This window comes from Streptomyces corallincola (genome assembly GCF_019104725.1).
GTDB lineage: Bacteria > Actinomycetota > Actinomycetes > Streptomycetales > Streptomycetaceae > Streptomyces > Streptomyces corallincola.
On the sequence record NZ_JAHRXF010000055.1, the window covers coordinates 19,273 to 38,003 of the forward strand.

14 protein-coding genes and 1 pseudogene are annotated in these 18,731 nt (G+C 71.8%); 4 read left to right on the forward strand and 11 right to left on the reverse strand.

Annotated elements, in window-relative coordinates; translation table 11 throughout:
• Positions 1-42 precede the first annotated feature (42 nt).
• Positions 43-660: a molybdopterin-dependent oxidoreductase gene (locus tag KUM39_RS25055; RefSeq protein WP_308288234.1), complete on the forward strand. Its 618-nt coding sequence runs from the start codon at positions 43-45 to the stop codon at positions 658-660.
• A gap of 88 nt (positions 661-748) precedes the next feature.
• Here KUM39_RS25055 and KUM39_RS25060 read toward each other — a convergent pair whose 3' ends face one another.
• The 3 genes from KUM39_RS25060 to KUM39_RS25070 form a co-directional block, all read right to left on the reverse strand.
• Positions 749-3,562 carry an ATP-binding protein gene (locus KUM39_RS25060; RefSeq protein ID WP_217788040.1) on the reverse strand — a complete coding sequence of 938 codons (2,814 nt, stop codon included), beginning with the start codon at positions 3,560-3,562 and terminating at the stop codon, positions 749-751.
• A 458-nt stretch (positions 3,563-4,020) separates the two neighbouring features.
• On the reverse strand, positions 4,021-5,274 hold the full coding sequence (locus KUM39_RS25065) for an amidohydrolase family protein (protein WP_217788041.1): 1,254 nt from the start codon (positions 5,272-5,274) through the stop codon (positions 4,021-4,023).
• Between the two features lie 120 nt (positions 5,275-5,394).
• Positions 5,395-6,987 carry an AMP-binding protein gene (locus KUM39_RS25070; protein WP_217788042.1) on the reverse strand — a complete coding sequence of 531 codons (1,593 nt, stop codon included), beginning with the start codon at positions 6,985-6,987 and terminating at the stop codon, positions 5,395-5,397.
• A gap of 425 nt (positions 6,988-7,412) precedes the next feature.
• On the opposite strand from KUM39_RS25070, the gene KUM39_RS25075 reads away from it, so the two are divergent.
• Together KUM39_RS25075 and KUM39_RS25080 are read left to right on the forward strand one after the other, a co-directional pair.
• A complete protein-coding gene (locus KUM39_RS25075; RefSeq protein WP_217788043.1) occupies positions 7,413-8,252 on the forward strand; it encodes an SDR family oxidoreductase in 840 nt (279 codons plus the stop codon).
• Positions 8,253-8,418: 166 nt separating this feature from the next.
• Positions 8,419-8,877 (forward strand): nuclear transport factor 2 family protein, encoded by a 459-nt coding sequence (locus tag KUM39_RS25080; protein WP_217788044.1) that lies wholly within the window; start codon positions 8,419-8,421, stop codon positions 8,875-8,877.
• 113 nt (positions 8,878-8,990) lie between these two features.
• Here the strand turns inward: KUM39_RS25080 and KUM39_RS25085 are convergent, their stop codons facing one another.
• Complete coding sequence (locus KUM39_RS25085; protein ID WP_217788045.1) at positions 8,991-9,908, reverse strand: ATP-grasp domain-containing protein; 918 nt, start codon at positions 9,906-9,908, stop codon at positions 8,991-8,993.
• 39 nt (positions 9,909-9,947) lie between these two features.
• Positions 9,948-10,898, reverse strand: a complete 951-nt coding sequence (locus KUM39_RS25090; protein ID WP_217788046.1) for a nuclear transport factor 2 family protein — start codon at positions 10,896-10,898, stop codon at positions 9,948-9,950.
• 479 nt (positions 10,899-11,377) lie between these two features.
• Here KUM39_RS25090 and KUM39_RS25095 point away from each other — a divergent pair, with 479 nt between their 5' ends.
• Positions 11,378-11,971, forward strand: coding sequence for a TetR/AcrR family transcriptional regulator (locus tag KUM39_RS25095; protein WP_217788047.1), 594 nt, complete (start codon positions 11,378-11,380; stop codon positions 11,969-11,971).
• Between the two features lie 405 nt (positions 11,972-12,376).
• Here the strand turns inward: KUM39_RS25095 and KUM39_RS25100 are convergent, their stop codons facing one another.
• From KUM39_RS25100 to KUM39_RS25120, 6 genes and pseudogenes are all read right to left on the reverse strand, one after another.
• Positions 12,377-13,549, reverse strand: a complete 1,173-nt coding sequence (locus KUM39_RS25100) for a nucleoside hydrolase (RefSeq protein ID WP_217788048.1) — start codon at positions 13,547-13,549, stop codon at positions 12,377-12,379.
• A 162-nt stretch (positions 13,550-13,711) separates the two neighbouring features.
• Positions 13,712-13,958: pseudogene (locus KUM39_RS28380) on the reverse strand (IS5/IS1182 family transposase); the annotation flags it as partial.
• A gap of 179 nt (positions 13,959-14,137) precedes the next feature.
• Positions 14,138-15,022 (reverse strand): DUF6282 family protein, encoded by an 885-nt coding sequence (locus KUM39_RS25105; RefSeq protein ID WP_217788049.1) that lies wholly within the window; start codon positions 15,020-15,022, stop codon positions 14,138-14,140.
• Positions 15,023-15,028: 6 nt separating this feature from the next.
• Positions 15,029-15,706 carry an RraA family protein gene (locus KUM39_RS25110; RefSeq protein WP_217788050.1) on the reverse strand — a complete coding sequence of 226 codons (678 nt, stop codon included), beginning with the start codon at positions 15,704-15,706 and terminating at the stop codon, positions 15,029-15,031.
• Positions 15,703-17,934, reverse strand: a complete 2,232-nt coding sequence (locus tag KUM39_RS25115; protein ID WP_217788051.1) for an isocitrate/isopropylmalate family dehydrogenase — start codon at positions 17,932-17,934, stop codon at positions 15,703-15,705. The genes KUM39_RS25110 and KUM39_RS25115 overlap by 4 nt, the downstream gene beginning before the upstream one ends.
• A partial coding sequence (locus tag KUM39_RS25120; RefSeq protein WP_217788052.1) for an alpha/beta hydrolase occupies positions 17,931-18,731 on the reverse strand: 801 nt, incomplete at its 5' end. The genes KUM39_RS25115 and KUM39_RS25120, both read right to left, overlap by 4 nt.

Genomic DNA, 18,731 nt, shown 5'->3' on the forward strand with positions numbered 1-18,731 from the left:
GCTCCTCCGCCCCGGCCGGGAGACGAGCCCGTGGACCGACCCGTGGACCGACCCGGAGACCGGCCCGGCGACCGGGCGGGAGATCCGCTGCCGCCGGGGCAGCGGCTGGTGGCCGGGTGGCCGGTGTCCCACTACGGGCCGGTCCCCCGTTTCCGCCCCGAGCGCTGGGACCTGAAGGTGTTCGGGGCGACGGCCGGGGGCGTGACGGTGAGCCGGACGTGGGAGCAGGTGACCGCGCTGCCGCGCACCACGGTGGTGGCCGACCTGCACTGCGCGACGGGGACCACGTCCACGGGCCACGAGTGGTTCGGCGTCCCGCCGGAGGTCGTCCTCGGGCTGGCGCCGCCGGCGGAGCGCGTGACCCACGTGATGATCTGGGCCGAGTACGGCTACAGCGCCAACCTCCGCCTCTCCGACTTCACCGCCCCCGGCACCCTCCTCGCCACCCACCACGGCGGCGAACCCCTCACCGCCGAGCACGGTTTCCCGCTCCGCCTCGTCGTGCCCCACCTCTACGGCTACAAGAGCGTCAAGTGGCTGCGCGGCATCGAGTACCTCACGGCCGACCGGCCCGGCTTCTGGGAGGAACGCGGCTACCACAACACGGGGGAGGTCAGCACGGGGAGGCGCTACTCGTACGAGGAGGAGTCCCGCCGGTGAGGGCACGGGGAGCCCGGAACCCGTGGCCCCCCGGCGGCACCGGCCTCGCGGGTACGGGAGGGACCCCGCACGGCCGTGCCCCGCGCCGTCAGGCCGGGTCGGGTTCCGGGCTCCCCGCGCCCTCACCGGCCAGTTCCGTCAGCGCGTCCCGCAGGGCCGCCCTCGTCGTGATGCCCAGCTTGGGATAGATCTGGTAGAGGTGGGAGCCGACCGTGCGGTGGGAGAGGAACAGGCGTTCACCGATCTGCTTGTTGGTGAGACCGGTCGCCGCGAGTGTGGCGATCTCCAGCTCCTGCGGGGTGAGCAGCCCCCTGGCGTCGGTGCCCTCGCCGGTGTCGCGGGGCAGGTTCTCCCCGGCCGCGCGGAGTTCGGCGGCGGCGCGGTCCGCCCACGGCACCGCGCCCAGGCCCCGGAACCCGGCGAGCGCCGACGACAGCCGGGAGCGGGCCTCGCCGGTGCTGCGGGCCCGGCGCAGATACTCGCCGTAGAGGAGTTCGGTGCGCGCGTACTCGAACGGCCAGCGGCGCGCCCCGTCCCCGGCGAGCGCTTCCTCGAAGTGCTCACGGGCCTGCCCGCCCACGGCCACCAATGCCTCGCAGACGGCGAGTTGGACCCGCAACCGGGGTGAGAGCGCGGCCATGTCGGACTCCCGCAGGGCGCGCACATGGGCGCGTGCCTCCTCGGCGCGCCCGGTGCGGACGGCGGACTCCACGAGGTCGAGCGCGTTCCAGAGGACGATGGGCTGGTACGGCGTGAGGGTGCCGGGCCGCCCGATGTGGCAGGAGTGCCGGTACGCGCCCTCGAAGTCGCCGGAGCCCGTGGCGTCGAGGGCCTGGGCGTGCGCGGCCCACAGGGCGGCACCGTGCGCGCCGCGCGGCCCGGCCCACTGCACGATCTGGTCGGTGAGCGCCCGCACGGTGTCGTGCTGACCGCGCGCGCCCGCGACGAGCGCCCGGACGTAGTGGAAGAACCAGCGCGAGAAGCGGTATTCCTGCTCCTCGCTGACCTGGAGTCCTTCCTCCGCGAGGGCGTCGGCCTCCCCCCAGCGGCCGGTGAAGAAGTAGTGGCTGCTCAGCTGCATCAGCGCGGCGAGGTAGCGGCGGGGCAGGCTCTCGCCGCGCCGTCCCCGCCGCACCACCTGCCAGGTCGCCTCCCCCATCTCGGAGATGCGGTCGGGGAACACGGCGGCGTTGCCGATACGGACGATCCTGGTGGGGTCGGTCTCGCCGGGCAGGGTGCGCAGCGCGCGGTCCAGCCCCTCCTGTGCCCGCGCACCGACGCGGGCGCCGTCCCCGAAGGTCTGGGCGATCAGGAGGACCACCTCGGGCACGTCGTCCCCGAGCCGGTCCAGCGCGGCGGACAACTGCTCCCACTGCTCGGCCCGGCCGCCGTACCAGGACAGGATGACGAGACTGTGCAGCGCCTCCGTGAGGGCGTACTCGTCGTTCTCCTCGGGCGCGGAGAGGTGGGCGTCGATGGCGTCCACGAGCAGGCCGTGCGCGGTCTCCACCCGGCCGTCGGTGGTGACCAGCAGATAGGCGGTGGCGGCCGTCGCGAGCAGGGAGCCGCGCGACGGGTCGGCCTGGCGGGCGCTCTCCAGCAGGGCGGAGGCACTGCGGATCTCTCCGGCCGCGTCGGCGCCGATGTAGGCGGCCTCCGCGAGTCTGCGGCTCTTGTCCTGGGCCAGCGGGCTGAGCCGGGCGGCACGGGAGAGGGCGGCGATGGCACCGGTGGCGTCCCCGCGCGCCAGGCTGCGCTGGGCGGCGGCCTCCAGTTGCTTGGCCACCTCCTCGTCGGCGGTGACGGCGGCCTCCCCCAGGTGCCAGGCCCGGCGCTCGGGATGGCCGGTCAGGGCGTCGGCCAGCCTGCGATGCGCCTCGCGCCGCTCGCCGGAGGTGGCGGTCTCCACCACGGCGGACGCCAACAGCGGATGACTGAACGCCAGCCGGTGCGCCGCCAGGTCCACGGTGACGACCCGCGCGCGTTCGGCCGGACCCAGGTCGTCGCCGTAGAAGGGGCCGACGCCCTGCTCGATGACGGCGAGGTCGCCGGTGCCGTCGAGCGCGGCGAGCAGCAGCGCCTCCCGGCAGCCGGGCGGCAGACCGGCGACGCGTTCCGCGAACAGCGCCTTCAGGCGTTCGTTCAGCGGCAGCACGGTGGGCATGTGCGCCTCGGCCTGCTGCTGGGTGTCCGAGAGCAGGCGGGGCAGTTCGACCAGGGCGAGGGGGTTGCCGCGCGCGTCGGCGACGATACGGCGGCGGACACTGAAGGCCAGCCGGGGGTGGACGGCGCGCAGCAGCTCGTGCGCGGCCTCGTCGTCGAGCGGGTCGAGTACGTGTTCGGGCAGGCCGCCGCGTTCGAAGTACCCGTCGCTGTCGGTCCGTACGGTGGCGAGGAGGCCGATCCGGCTGCCGATGAGGCGGCGGGCGACGAAGCCGATGACCTCGGCGGTGGACCGGTCGAGCCAGGGGGCGTCATCGACGACGAGCAGGACGGGCGCGGTCTCCGCGACCCGGCGGAGCAGCAGCAGGGTCGCCGTCGAGACGAGCAGCCGGTCCGGGGCGGCGCCGACGCCGATGCCGGTCGCCACGCGCAGCGCCTCCTGGTGGTCCTCGGCCAGGAACTCCAGGTGGGGCAGGAGCGGAAAGACGAGCTGGTTGAGGCCCGAGTAGCTGATGTCGGCCTCGAACTGAACGCCCCCCACCCACAGCACGGTGACGCCGTCGGCCTGCGCGTCCCGTGTGACGGCGTCGAGCAGGGCCGACTTGCCGATGCCCGCGTCACCGGTGACCACCAGGGCACCGCCCTTGACGGAGGCTTCGGTGAAGTAGCCCCGGATGTAGTCGAGTTCCCGGTCCCGGCCGATCAGCAGCCGGGGCTCACCCGCCTCAGTGGTGCTCATCGGGCGGTATCACCTCCGACGGGAACCGCAGGACACCGGGCGTCCGCCGGCCCGGTCGAGGGCACTGCGCCGTCTGACGGCTGCTCTGTCCACATCCACACGACTTCGTCCGCCTTGGAGTTCGGAACGGCCCGCGAAGACACCCGCACCGATGCCTGACGACATCTTGCAGGATGCATAAATCTACTTTGCGGATTCCATGCTAACCAACGCGAGCCCCACGGGGGAGGGGACAGGTCCACATGTGTCGGCCGGGCGGGGCCCGGCGGTACGGCGTCCCGCCGGGCCGGACGGGGCGTCAGGGGCGGTCGCGGCACCGGGACCCGGAGCGGACACGGGCCCGCGCCCGTCGCTCAGGCGCGTGAGCGACGGGCGCGGGCACAGGTGCGGGTACGGGCGCGGGTACGACGGACGCGGTACGGCGTGCGGACGCGGGTACGGTGTGCGCCCGCCGGTGTTCAGTGGGTCTGGAGCGCGGCCCGCTCGCGCCGCTGAACCCGGGCCCGCAGCCGGTCCTGGGTCTGGTGCATGAGTTCGCGGGCCCGCTCGATGTGCCCTCCGACCAGGGCGCCGTCCCGTTTGAGGAACTCGCCGCCCACCAGCACGGTCTCCACGTCGGCGGGACCGGCGCCGAGGCCGAGCATGGCGACCGGGTCGCCGTAGCCGTCGAGGTGCGGGGAGCGCATGTCCACCAGGACGACGTCCCCCTGCTTGCCCGGCGTGAGCGAGCCGGTCTCGTCCGCGATGCCGAGGACGAGGGCGCCGCCGATGGTGGCGAGGCGGAGCATGTCGCGCTGGTTCAGCTCGACCTCGTGGACCATCTCGTTGCGCGCCAGGGTCTCCAGGGTGGGGCCGGTGGCCGGGTAGGTGCCGAACTGCATGAGCATGTCGGTGCTGGGGGTGAGGGTGATCGTCCCGCCGCTGGAGCGGACGAGATCGAACTCCTCGTCGGTGAGCATGTTGCAGTGCACGTAGTTGATGTCGTCCCCGAGGAGTTCGTCGCTCTGGAGGACGGGGATCGCGTCGGCGGTACCCGCCATACCGACGTGCACGGAGATCGGCAGGCCCAGCTCGCGGGCGAAGGCGAAGTCCTCGCGGTTGCGCTCGGCGGAGGTGAAGGCGGGGCCGCGCAGCCACATGCCCATGCGCAGGCGGCCGTTCATGCCGTTGCCGGGGAAGTTCTCGTCACGCATCCGGCGGGCGTCCACCGGGTGCGGCGGGTTGGGGTCGTCGGTTGCGGGGCCGGGACCGCCGCAGAAGAAGACGCCCCGGATGCCGGACTCCTTCAGCCCCCGGAGGTTGCCGTCGGCGTGCTCGGCGGACCGCAGGGCGTGCGCCCAGTCGCCGATGGAGGTGATGCCCGCGTCCAGCGCCTGGAGCGCGCCCCACAGGGTTCCGGCGTAGACGTCCTCGGCGGTGTGGTCGAGGGTGATGCCGCTGAGCACGACGGGACCGTAGCCGTACCCGGTGATCTGCGGGGTGTACGCGGCGATGGCGCCCTGCCAGGTGTGCCGGTGGGTGTCGATCATGCCCGGCATGACGATCCGCCCGCGCGCGTCCACGATCTCGGTGTCGGGGCTGCCGGGGCGCAGACCGGTGCCTATCTCGGTGATGACGCCGTTCAGGATGCGGACGTCGCCGCCGGGGACGTCCCCGAGGTCGTCGTCCATCGTGACCACGTAACCACCGGTGATCAGTACCTCGTCATCCATGATCCACGTCCGCTCTGTCAGCGATCGTCTGGATACGGTTCACGCCGTGCGCAAACCCGTTCCCCAGAGATGCTAGCCAAAAGTGGATACTTATGCCGCAAATGCGACAAATAAAGCGATCTAGACGCGCTTTTGCGAGGGCACCCGTACCGCGTCACGACCCGTCAGCACCCCCGCGCGGACCGCCCTCTTGTCGGTCTTGCCGAGCGCCGTCCGGGGCAGGGCGTCCGCGAAGGAGTACGAGACAGGGGTGTAGAGGTCTCCGAGGGCGGCGGTGATCTCGTGGCCGAGGAGATCGAGGTCGGGGGTGCGGGCGGGGTTCAGCGGCACCAGCACGACATGGACGGCCTCGCGGTCGTCGCGGCCGGGCAGTCCGACGGTGGCGGCCTCGCGGACGGCGGGGTGCGCGGCGAGGAAGTCGTCCAGCAGCCGGGAGTAGACGTTGTCGGCGCCCACACCGGTGACGACGATGTCGCGGGCCCGGTCCATCAGATACAGGTAGCCGTCCGCGTCCACCCGGCCGATGTCCCCGGTGCGGAACCACCCGTCGGCGTCCAGCACTTCGGCGGTGCGCGCGGGGTCGTTCCAGTATTCCTCCATCACCGACAGGCTTCGGACGTGGAACTCGCCGGGCTGCCCCACGGGCACCGGCCGCCCCCGCTCGTCGCGCGGCTCCACCTCGACCCCGGGCCCGGGGCGCCCGCAGCTCGTCAGGGACTCGGGCCGGTCGAGATCGTGCTCGTGCGGGAGCAGCGCGGATATGGACCCGCACTCGGAGACGCCGTAGAACTGGCTCAGGACCGGGCCGAAGCGCTCGACCGCCTGCCGCAGCCGCGCGGGCGAGGCGGCGGCGCCGGTGTAGTGCAGGGTGCGCAGCGCCGGGAACCGGCCGGGACGGCAGCCGGGGTGGTCGAGCAGCTCGTAGATCATGGGCGCGACCGTCATCATCCGCGTGACGCCCTCCCGTTCCATCGTGTCGAGGGCGGCCCCCGCGTCGAAGCTCCGCTGGAGGACGACGGTGTGGCCGCTCAGCGTGCACAGCAGGAACGCGATGTGGCCGGTCGTGTGCGTGACCAGGGTGCAGATCAGCAGGGTGGGATCGGGCGACTCCGTGTCCGTGAACGCGCCCGCGAGCTTGAGGAAGCCCTGGTAGTAACGGCGGCGGTGCACCACGAGTTTGGGGCGCCCGGTGGTGCCGCCGGTGTAGAGGACGGTGGCGAGCAGGCGGTCGTCGGCGGCCTCGGCGAGCGGCAGCGGGGCGAGGTCGGCGGTCTCGGCCAGGAAGTCGTCCGCGAGCGCGGAGGGCCCGAGTCCGCACACCTGCGGCACCGGCACCTCTCCCACGATCCGCCGGGCCCGCTCCTCGAAGACCGGGTCGAAGACGAGCAGGGCGACCTCGGAGTCCCGGACCAGCGCCTCCAGCTCGGCGTCACCGGGTTCCGGCAGGACGAAGACCATCCGGGCGCCCACGAAATGGACGGCCAGTTGCAGCAGCAGCGCCTCGGGGGTGTTGTCCACGAACAGGCCGACCCCGTCCCCCTCCCCCACGCCCCGCGCCCGCAGCCCGGCGGCGAACCGGAGAGCGGTCCGGGCGGCCTCGGCCCCGCCGATCCGCCGCCCCTCCTGCACCAGGGCGTCCCGCTCACCCCTGGCGATGAGCCGCTCCAGCACCGGAACAGTGTGGTTCGTGCCGCCGGTGACCGTGTCGCTCATACCCGCCCCGCCCTCACCCCGCCGACCGGCGGACCAGTACCTACCTACCTCACGAGTCGGGGCGGGCGAAAGGTTCGGAGAATTTGATCCCGCCGGGGGCTACCGAAAGCCACCGGAGCCACCCACGGCCCTGGGCCCCACCAGAGGCTCCCCCGTGCCCCAACAGGGTTCCCGCATCCCGCCGGAGCCCCTGGGCCCCACCGGAGGTTCCCGCGCCCCACCGGAAGCCCCTCGGGCCCACCGGAGGCCCGCCGGACGGCGCGGGAAGCCCCCCGGTCCGGGAGCGCCCCGATCCCGCCACGACCAAAAACCAACCAGATGGTTGCAACCCCGGAAGCGCGGTGCTAAGTTTTCAACCAACCGGATGGATTACCCCATCCCGCCGCACCGCCGGGCCACCTAGGCCCGCCACAGAAGGAGTCATCATGAGCACCTGGTTCGTCACCGGCGCGTCGTCCGGCATCGGCCGCGAGGTCACCGAGCAGCTGCTGAAGCGCGGTGACAGGGTCGCCGCCGTGGCACGGCGCGCGGACCGCCTGGACGACCTCGCCAAGGAGTACGGCGACCAGCTCTGGACCGTCTCCGCCGACATCACCGACACCGCCGCCCTGCGCGCGGTCGTCGAGCGGGCGTTCACCGAACTGGGCCGTATCGACGTGATCTTCTCCAACGCCGGTTCCGGCGCTTTCGGCGCGGCCGAGGAGCTGACGGACGAGATCATCGAGCAGCAGATCGCCCTGAACCTCACGGCCCCGGTCCAGCTCGCCCGCGCCGCCTTCCCCCACCTGCGTGCCCAGGGCGGCGGCCGGTTCATCCAGACCTCCACCGTCGGCGGCCACATCACCACGCCGGGCGGCAGCATGTACCACGCGTCCAAGTGGGGCGTGGAGGGCTTCATGGAGTCCGTCGCCGGTGAGGTCGCGCCGTTCGGCATCGGCATCACCGTGATCGAACCCGGCTTCGTCCGCACCGACTTCGGCGCCGCGATGACCGTCGCGCCGGGGAACGCGGCGTACGCGGAGACCCCGGTCGGCCAGCTCCGCCAGTACATCGAGGCGTCCGACGGCAACATGACCGCCGAGGCCCCCGGCGACCCGGTCAAGGTCGCCACCGCGATCATCGACTCCGCCGACGTCAGCCCCGCCCCGCTGCGCCTCGCCCTCGGCAGCGACTCCTACGAAGGCATCAAGGGCGCGCTCCGGGGCCGCCTTGAGCACCTGGAGAGCACGAAGGCCGTCGCGTTCTCGACCGACTTCGACAAGTAGCCGCTCTCCGGGCCGGGTTGACTGGCACCGGGAACCGTCACGAGAGCCCGCCGTACCAACACGCCACGGTACGGCCGGACATGCCGCCGCCGGGGGACACCACAGGCTCCCCCGGCCGGCTGCCCCCGCACCGCAGCACCCTCCCCCACCCATCCGAGGTCACCTCATGGACACCCCCGAACTGCTGCTGGAGATCGAGCACCTCAAGACATTGATGTCCCGTTACGCCCAGTGGGGCGACGCACAGCGCTGGGAACTGTTCGCCACCCTCTTCGCCGAGGACGTCCACTACACGGCGGACGCGGCACCGCGCCCGAACGCCGAGGCCGACGGCTCACTGGACATCCGGGGCCGGGACGCCTTCATCCAGGGCATGACCGAGTTCACCAGCGGCCTGCACACCGCCCACCAGATGTACCTGCCGGACATCACCGTCCACGACGACGGCACCGCCTCCGCGATCTGGGGCCTGCACGACCAGATCCGCTCCCCCGTGGGCACCTTCAGCCGCTACGGCCACATCAGCCAGGAGTACCGGAAGACGGACGGCGCCTGGAAGATCACCCGCAGCCACAGCAGCACGCTGCTGCTGGACGAGACCTGGACGGCGGACGGGGGCGAGTGACGGGGTGGGGGTGACGGAGGTGGGTGACGGGGGGCGAGGAACGGCCGGGCGAACGTGGGCGGACTGGCGGGCGAGCGGGCTGACGGGCGAGCGGCTGATGGGCGAGGGCCGCGTCACGCACCCGCCCGCAGCAGCGGCTCCAGCAGCAGCCGTATATCGAGGGCCCGACTCAGATCGCTGACCTGCCCGTCCCCGACCTCCACCACCCGCCACACCCCATCGGTCCGCAGCGCGAGATCGGTGGTGACGAACCGGCAGCCGAGAGCGCCGACCCGCGACGCGAGCCGTTCGAGTTCCGCAGCGTCCGGCACCTCACCCCAACCACCTTCGCCGGCAAGGGCGTTGTCATCGACAGCCGGGGCGGACGGCATGTCGGGATGCGGGCCGGTGAGCACCGGGCGTCCGTCGATCCACCAGACCCGCACCTCCGGCCCGCCGAACTCCTCGAACGCCCGCAGCACGACACCCCCGGCGAGGAAATCGCCCTGCGCCTCGACCAACTTGCTCGCGACACACACAAGTTGCTCGGTGTCACCGAGGTCCGGTACGTAACACGCCTCATCCCACTCGTGCTTGCGGGACTTGACGTAGTCCTTGACGACAAGCGGCCCGTTGCCGAGCAGCGCGGCGAGCCCGGCCACCCGCTGCCCCGTCGGCACGCTTCCCGGCGCCACCGGAAGCCACGCGCTGCGCGGGGTGACTCCCACGAACTCCCCGTACCAACCTGGTAGTTCATGGGCCCGGCGATAGCTCGCGGCACCGGTGACCAGCTGGCTTCCGCGCCGGGCCAGCGCGTCCGCCAGTTCGGCGTACCGCTCCCCCGGCACCATCCACCCCCGGTACCAGAGCGGACCGAGCCCCCGAGGCACCCCGGCGACCGCCTCCTCGACCCGGCCGCGTGCCAGCGCTTCGTGGTCGAGAAGGGCGACCCGTGCCCCCAACTCCTCTGCCGCAGAAGCTGATTCGGCGAAATGCGGATCGGCCCGGCGCGGGCGCAGGGGGTCACAACAGATCAGCAGAGAAGCGGTCATGAGCGCAGCGTAGAACCGCGCCCCGGCACGCGCCGGGGATCACTGGAGGATGGTCGCCCCCTGCACCCGCCCGATCCGCCCATCGGTCCACAGGGAGCTGTCCCAGACCGTGGTCAGGCGGGTGATCAGGCCGGACCGGTCGAGCGCGAGGGCGGTGTTGCCGCGCGGGGCGGGCGCGCCGGGGTTGGTCCACTCGTAGCCGCCGCCCCGCGCACCGCCGACCGCGTGCCGGACGCGGGAGCCCGCGCCGTACGGCAGGACGGGCAGCGCCCGCCGCAGGAAGTCGGCCAGCGAGGTACGGCCCTCGATGTGCACGTGCGCCGCGAGGTCGTCGAAGACGGCGTCGGGGTGGAACAGCGCGGCGGCGCCGGAGGCGTCCCCGGCCCCGAACGCCGCACCCAACCACTTGACCACCGAACGCAGTTGAGGAGCCGCCCGCTCCCCGACCGCACTCTCCCCGAAGTCGGCGGGGAACCGGTCGGCCGGGGTGCGCTGTTCGCGGATGCCCGCGAGGGTGAAGGCGCGCCCGTCCCAGTAGTCGATCCAGCGGACGATCCTGCCGCGCCGGAAGTCCACCGCGCCCAGCGGCCGGATCTCGTGGCCGAACAGCTCGGGCGTGTCGGTGAAGTGGACCAGCGCGCTGGTCGCGTCGCCGATGATGCGGGTGGGATACGACGCGGCCGTCTTCGGCCAGGTCGGCATCAGCCCGGCGAACAGGTCGTGCAGATCCTGCCAGCGGTACCAGGACCAGCCGAGCGTGGCGTCGATGTACGTCATGTCCCGCGCGAAGTGGGCCATCGTCGCGTCCACGTCCGCCGCAGTCTTGGCCTCGAAGAAGGACGTGAACAGGCGCACCACCTCGGGACTCGCCAGGCTGACATCGACCTCACGGCCCAGGATCACGGCGGTGTCGCGCCCACCGGAGGAACGGTACGGCCCAGCGGCCCGAGTGGTGCCCGCGGCGAGCCCGGTGAGGCCCACGGCGGACACGGCCGTGGCCCCCACGGCGGCGCTCAGCAGCGATCGCCGGTCACGCCCACCCTTGCCCGCTCCCCCGGGGCGGGCGTCAGCCAGGCCGTCGGCTCGGCTGACGGTTCTACCGTCGGCCCGGCTGCTGGCCCGGCGGTCGTCCCGGTCATCTGCCCGACTGCCGTCCCGGCCATCGGCTCGACTGTCGGCCCGGTCATCGTGTCGCGGACGGATCGGCATGTTCATCAGCCTCTTCTCCGGTGCCACCGCCGTGCGCCGGGGGCCCGGCGCACGGCATAACTGTTGCGAAACCACACCGGGGGAACCGCCGGAACGGTTCACCGGGGTGATCGGCGCCACACCACGCACGCCCATTCAACCATCCGGTTGTTTTAAGGTGGCGATACGCCTACAGTGAAACCAACCGGATGGATGTGAATTGATCGAAGGAGGGTCCGCCATGAGAACCGCGCCCGTGCCACCCGAGAGGGGCGATCCCGATGTCACGTGACTCGTCCGCGACCCAGGCCCGACTGCTGGAAGCGGCCTACGAGGAGTTCGTCGGCCACGGTCTGGCGGGCGCGCGCGTGGACCGCATCGCCAAGAACGCGTCCGCCAACAAGCAGGCCATCTATGCCTACTTCGGCTCCAAGGACGACCTCTTCGACGCCGTCCTCGCGGCCCGCATCCGGGTACTGGCCGACGTGACCCCGTTCACCGCGCACGACCTGGCCGCCTACGCGGGCGCCCTCTTCGACGCCTTCATCGCCGACCCCGATCTCCTCCGCCTCACCCAGTGGAAGAGCCTGGAGCAGGCGGGGGCGTCACCGGCCGAACGGGACACGCACCTCTCCAAGGCGCAGGACGTGGCCGATGTGCACGAGGTCGATCTCGACCACGGCATGGACGCCCTGATGATCGCGCTCGCCGCCGCCCAGTGCTGGTTCCTCACCCCGGCCGTCATCCGCAACCCCACCGGGAGGAACGAGGAGGCACGGCGCGCACAGCACCGCGAGGCCGTCGTCGCGGCGGTGGAGGCGATGACCGCCCGGATCACCGGGCGCCCGGCGGTCCAGCCGGTCACCGGCGGCTGAGGGCGCGAGGGCGCGAGGAGCGACGCCCGGCGGTCGGCGGCTGAGGGGTGACGGCTGACGGCTGCCGGGCCGCCCGCGCGGCCGACCCGGGCCCCGGCACCGGCCCCGGACGGCGCCTGTCGGCCGTGGGGACGGCGCTCGCTGGTGAACCGAACCGTCCCCTCCGCACCATGTCCCCGGTGTACGCCCGTGCCGGAACGCGGCCCGTACACCGAGGGGTTCACGATCCACCCGCACGCGGTGCGGGAGGGTGCCGGGATCGGGTTACGTGTCCCCGGACAGCCCGCCGGAGCAGGTCCCGTACACCAAGGTGAACGCGCGCGGCACGTTGATGGTCGAGGGAGGGCCGGAAGGCGTCGCTGCTACTGCTGCCGTACTACTGACCGGCTGCCTGGTAGTCGCCGGTCAGCGGGTGGCGGCGGCGACGAAGGTGTCGGCGACCCGCTTGTCGTCCACGGTCTGGACGTACCGCACCTTGGCCTCGCCGAGGCCGGGCGAGTCGCCGTCGGACCAGACGCGGGTGGCGCCGTAATCGGGACCGGGGCTCATGTCCACGTCCATACGGAGCGGGATGCTCTGCCGGACGAGGGTGGGGTCGGCGGCGACCTCGGTGGTGGTCTCGTCCCAGAGCGGGTAGCCGACGTACCCGGCCTTGACCACGTAGTCGCTGATTGCGGTCCGGTGGGCCTTGATCCTGGCCAGCATGCCCTTGTCGAACATGACGGACGATGTCACGTCACCGAGGGCGGTCACGTTCTTCCACCCGGCGGTGAGGACGATGTGGGCCGCCTCGGGGTCGAAGCGGAAGTTGAAGCCCTCGCTGGAGTTGAACCCCTTGTCCTTCTCACCGGGGTTGAGCTGGTAGAGGTTGCCGCCGCCGATGACGATGCCCTTGGCGAGCGAGGCGAACCGCGGGTCCTTGCGGACCGCTCCGGCGATGTTGGTCAGCGGGCCCGCGGTGACGATGGTGACCTGGTGCGGGTGGGCGCGGACCTGGTCGATGAGGAAGTCCACGGCCTGCTCCTTGCTGGCCTTCAGCGACTTGGCCCACCCGAACGGCGGCTCTGTCACCTGATCCGGCCCGGTGGCGGGCTCGTCCTTGCCGGACGCGGGCCGGTTGAACGCCCCCAGCCACGCCTTCCCGCCGCCGTACATCTTCTGGTACGCGTACGCCCGCTGCGGGGAGTTGATCAGGGGGTACGTGAAGCCCTGGGAGACGGGTACGTCCCGGCGCCCTATCTTCTCGAAGAACGACAGCGCGTCCGCCGTCCCCTGCTTGGCCCATCCGTCACCGGTGACCACGGTGGTGCCGAGCACCTTCACCTTGGGGTTCGCCAGCAACGGCAGGATGGAGGTCGCGCCGGAGGAGGTCCAGTCGTTGTCGTACACGACCAGCTGCTTCCCGGCCGTACTCCCCGCCTGCCGCGCGACCGTGGCCGTATGCGCCGCGTCCCGCCCCGCCACCTGCGTACCGCACGCGCTGGTCAGCAGCAGCACAGCGGCCCCGAGCCCCACGACCGCGCCCTTCCCCCTGCCACGCGACCCCGCACGCCCGACACCGCTCGTCTGCTTCACCATGAGTCCCCTTTTGGAATGAAAGCGCATCGAGTGCACTTGGCGCGGAATCCTCAGCGCCACCAAAGGTCCATGTCAAGGGGGTCCCCCACTCCGTCTCAACGGGTGGTCGCCCCTTGTATACGGGGAGCCCGGCCAATCACCCCCGAAATTCAGACAAAACCCAGCAGGGGAAAAGTCCAGGGCGTTCGCGCCGCGCAACTTCGCCAGGAGAGCCTCGTGCGGCCGCGGCCACACACCGGCATCGGTCCACTCCGCCAAACGGCGCCGGCACGTCATGCCCGAGCCGAAGCCGACCTCCTGCAGAAGGTGTTCCCAGGGGATGGCGTGCGCGACGCTCCACCCTGGGCAACAGCGGCTCGATCACCATCCACAGCTCGTCATCGACTTCCCACGGCTTCGGCCGAGCCACACCACACCCTCGGATCACCAGTCCCGCAGTGATCCAACCAACCGGAAGATCATTTCGTTAGGAGTTCTTACTCCCCCGCCACGCCGAGAACCCATAGCCGTCTACGGCTCGGACAACGGCGTCCGCACCTGCGAGGAAACGACTGCCCGGGAAGCCGGTCCCGGCAGTGTGCTGCTCGGTTACAGGCTCAGCATCATCAGCGGTTCGGTGTGGGTGACCTGTGTGATCCGCTCGGGGGGCAACTGGGCCTCTTGGAAGGACCTCCGGGTCCACTCCAGCCAGGGGCCGATGTCCATCTGGGACGGTTGGCCGAGGTCGGAACTGTAGACGACCCTGGGGAGGAGGGACAGGACGTCGGCGAAGTCGCTTTGGTCCTGGTAATCGAGCAGGCGGGTCAGGGCTGTTTGTTCGGTCCATACCTGTTGCGCGGCCGCCACTTCCCACAGGTCTTTGCAGGTCAGGCCGGTCATTGGGTTGGCGGGCTGGTTGAGCATCAGGCGGGGCAGGTCCAGGCGCACGGCCTCGTCGACGAGGAGTCGTACCTCGTGGGCGTCGGCGTGGCCCGTGGAGATGACGACGGGCAGATCCCGAGCGGCGCGCAAGAGTTCGCGGACCTCCGGGCGCAGCATCCGGTGCTCGTCGGAGACGGTGAGGGGGCGCTGCCCCTGGGCGAGCAGCGGATGGGAGGGGGTGCGGGTCAGCCGGCTGCGGTGGGTGCGGCCCGTGACCGTGGGCAGGTGGACGATCAGGCGCAGCCCGCTGTCCTCGCCGTGCTGGATTGCGGCTTGTTCCACGGCCCGGAGGTCGAATCCTCCTGCGAGCGCGTTGAGGACGATCGAGCCGGAGACGGGCAGTCCCTGCTGACGAGCCTCCCATGCCTGGGCCGCGGTCGAGCCGAGGTGGTTCTTGAGGACCACCCAGCCCTGGTGCTCGGCATAGAGCTCACCGGCGGTGGTGGCGGTGTGGCGGCGCAGGTAAGCGTCCGGACCCACGTGGTAGTGGACGTCGATGAATTGGGCGTGGTGCGCGGTCGTTCGCGTCGTCGTGGGGGCGGTGTTCGGCACGGTGCCTCAGTCCTCCCAGGGGCGGGCGTAGCCGTATCGGGCGCGTGCCTCGTCAAGGCGGTCGCCGGCGAGTGCGGCCTCGCGGATGCGGGACTCCGTACGCTCTACTGCCTCGGCCCGGCGGGCGACCTCGTCGACGAGTTCGGCGGGGATGCGCAGCGCGCCGTTGTCGTCGGCGAAGATCCAGTCCCCTGGGCGGACCTGTGTGCCCGCGATGTCGAGGTCGGCGCCAGTGCGGTCCAGCATGACCCGGTTCTTGCCGCTGACCATCGTCACGTTGGTGCTGAACAGGGGGTATCCGGCGGCACGGCTTTCGGCCACGTCGCGTACGGACCCGTGCACGACCGTCCCGGAGAGGGAGCGGTGCTGTGCGACGGAGCTGAGGAGAGAGCCCCAGTTGGTGCACGTGCGGCTGCCCCCGTTGTCCACGACGACGACCGATCCGGGCGGCACGTCGTCGATGTAGTTGGCCGCGTTGTGGAAATTGGTGTCGTCCTCGACGGCCCGGTAGCGGATGGTGAAGGCGGGGCCGCAGGCGATGCTGCCGGGGGTGCGGGTCACTATGCCGGGCAGCACACAGGGCGGGGTGCGCAGGCTGTCCATGGCGTCCGAGAGGGCGGCGGTGTCCAGTCGGGACAGGCGCGTGCGCAGCGCTTCGGTGTGCACGGGGGCGGGGGCGGTCATGCGGGGTCCTCCGTGAGGGGGCGGGGGCGGCCGGTGAGGTGCCGGGCGGCGGACCAGGCCGCGAACTGGGCGAAGTAGGTGGTGACTTCGGGTCCGCGGTTGGGAATTGTCGACGTGGCGGTGTGCTCGCCGGTCTCGTCGCGGACGACGCAGGTGAGGGTGACGGTTCCGGTGTGGGTGGTGCGGTCGCCGCCCTGCCAGACGCCGGACAGGTGGATGGCGAGGGGGTGCGGAACCTCGTGTTCTTCGTGTGTCCGGGTGCGTGCGTCGGCCAGTTCGGTCGCGAGGAGGCCGTCGGTGAGCCGGTCGTCGAGGTCCGGTGCGAGGTGGCGCTCGTCGAGCAGCAGCGCCAGTTCCTGGACGGCGGTGCGGTCCCGGTCGGTGACCGTGTGGTTGCTGATCGCCGTGTCCAGGCGCTTGGCCAGGTCGGCGGCGGCCGCGGGTGGGCAGTCGAGCCGGATGTCGACGTAGGGGTAGTGCCAGCGGTAGGCGGGCTTCACCGGCATACCGCTGTCCCGTACGAGCGCGTCGACCAGGGCTGCGGCGTCCGCCTCGATGATGCCGAGGGTGCGGCGCAGGACGACGGTGGTTTCGGGCGGCGCGGGGAGGTGGGGCAGGTCGTCGCGCAGCACGTTCTCCAGCATCGGCAGGCATTCGCGGGGCGGCCCGGGGAGCATGATCACGGTGCTGCCCTGAGTCTGCGCCCGGCAGCCCCATGCGGTGCCGTTGGGGTTGGGCAGCAAGTCGGTGCCTTCGGCGAACAGCGCCTGCCGGCGGTTGTCGTCGTGGATGGCGACGCCGAAGCGGGTAAGGCGTTTCACGACCCCCTGCCACGCCTCCTCGCGGTGTTCCAGTGGGCGGCCCAGCGCGCGGGCCATGGCCGAGCGGGTCACGTCGTCGGAGGTGGGGCCGAGGCCGCCCATCAGCACGATCACGTCGTCGCGGCCGACGGAGGGGCGGACGGCGTCGACGATGACGGTCTCGTCGTCGCCGACGGTGTGGCGGACTCGGACAGGGATGCCGCGCTCGGCGAGCATGCGGGAGGCGTTCGCGGCGTTCGAGTCCTCCAGGTCGCCGCGGAGCAGTTCGTCGCCGATGGTGACGACGGCGGCGGTCGGCCGGTGCGGGACTTCTCGGCAGGCGTCGATGACCGCCTGGGCCGCTTGGGTGGTGGTCGCCACGCCGCCCAGGTCGTAGGTCACCCGGTCGCGTCGGCGGGTGACGTGGCGTACGGCGTCCTGGACTCTGTTCGCCACATCCTTGAAGCCGAGGTGCTCCAGGAGGAGGCCGATGGTGAGGAAGGCCGCAGCAGGATTGGCGCGGCCGCGGCCGACCATCGCCGGTGCGCTGCCGTGCACCGGCTCGAAGTAGTTGCCGCTTTCACCGATGTTGGCGCTCGGTGCCAGGCCCAGTCCGCCCATCACGCCGCCGCCGAGGTCGGAGAGGATGTCGCCGAACATGTTCTCGGCGACGATGACGCCGAAGCGCTCCGGGCGGCGCGCCATCCACAGGGCGACCGCGTCCACGTTGAGGACTTCGAAGGGGATCTCCGGGTAGTCGGTGGCGATGTTCTCCAGCCGCTCCAGGACGTAGGCGCTGCTGTGGCGCAGGACGTTCGGCTTGTCGGCGAGCGTGACCCGCTCGTAGCCGTGGCTGCGGGCCGTCTCGAAGGCGAAGCGCAGGATGCGGTCGAGGCCGTGCGAGGTCTGCAGCCGGATACTGGCCGAGGCGCCGACGCGGCCGCTGCGGCGGACGTTGGGGTGTTCTGCGACCAGGGGCCACATCGCGTCCGGTACGTGGTTCCAGTCCAGGCCCGCGTACAGGCCTTCGGTGTTCTCGCGGACGACGCAGAAGCGGTAGGGGGCGCCGCCGCCGAGGTAGTTCTCGACCGGTCGCAGGTTGGCGAACAGGTCGAGGCGCTGGCGGAGTTGGATGATGGGTGAGACGTAGGCGGGGGCGCTGTCGTGCAGTTCGGGGGCCAGGTCGGCGAGTGCCTCACGGCGCGGCTTGCTGGTGGTGGCGCCGAGCAGTACGGCGTCGCTGCGGCCGATGAGGTCCCAGGTGCGGTCGGGGACGGGGGTGCCCTCGGTGCGCCAGCACTCCCAGCCGATGTCGCCGAACGTCAGGTCGATGGGCAGGTCGAGGGCGTCGATCACGGGCAGCGCGGCGTCCAGGACCTCGGGCCCGATCCCGTCGCCGGGCAGGACTGCGACGGTTTTGCGGTTCATGAGTCCTCAGCTCCGAGAAAGCGGGCGATGGTGGTTCGGGAGCGGTCGGGCCGGTCGGCGTGGGGGCGCATACCGGCCCCCGGGATGCCCGCCAGGTGGTGGCGCGGGCCGGGGCCCGTGGCCAGGTGCTGTCGCTGGACGAGCGATGACTCCTCGCCGTACACGTGCAGGAGGGATCCGGGAAAGTCCCGTACGGGTTCGCGGGCGTCGGCGTCGTGCAGCAGCCGCAGACCGGCGGAGAGTCGTCGCCCCGCCGACTCCTGTTCGGCGGCGTCGGGCCGGTCGTCGTCGGCCGCGGGCCCGGTGTGCGCGGCCGTGGGGGCACCGGGGTGCCAGCCGGGGCCGCGGACCGCCTCGTCGAGGAGGCGCAGCGCCGAGGGCAGGCCCCGGGTCGTGACGGCTGCGGCGATCCGTTCCAGTTTCATGTTCAGCTCGTCGTCGGCGACGGTGGGGCCGGAGAGCAACAGTACGGCGGCACTGTGGGTCCACTCGTGGGTGAGCATGGCCTGGACGACAGCGCCGCCGAGGGCGTTGCCGACCAGCAGGTCGGGGGCAGCCACCGGGGATGGGCCGTACGTGTCGTCGCCGTCCGGTGCGAGGCAGCGTGCCCAGCGGTCCACCAGTGTTTTCAGATCGTCGCCGTCGTGGAGCAGGGACAGGGTGTCGTACACCGTGATCCGGTACCCGGTGTCAAGCAGCGGCTCAGCGACGCGACGGAAGAACGTGCCGTGGTCCCAGCGGGGCAGCACAGGCGCGAGGACGACTGCGTGCCGGGGCGCGTCGGAGTCGCCGAGCGG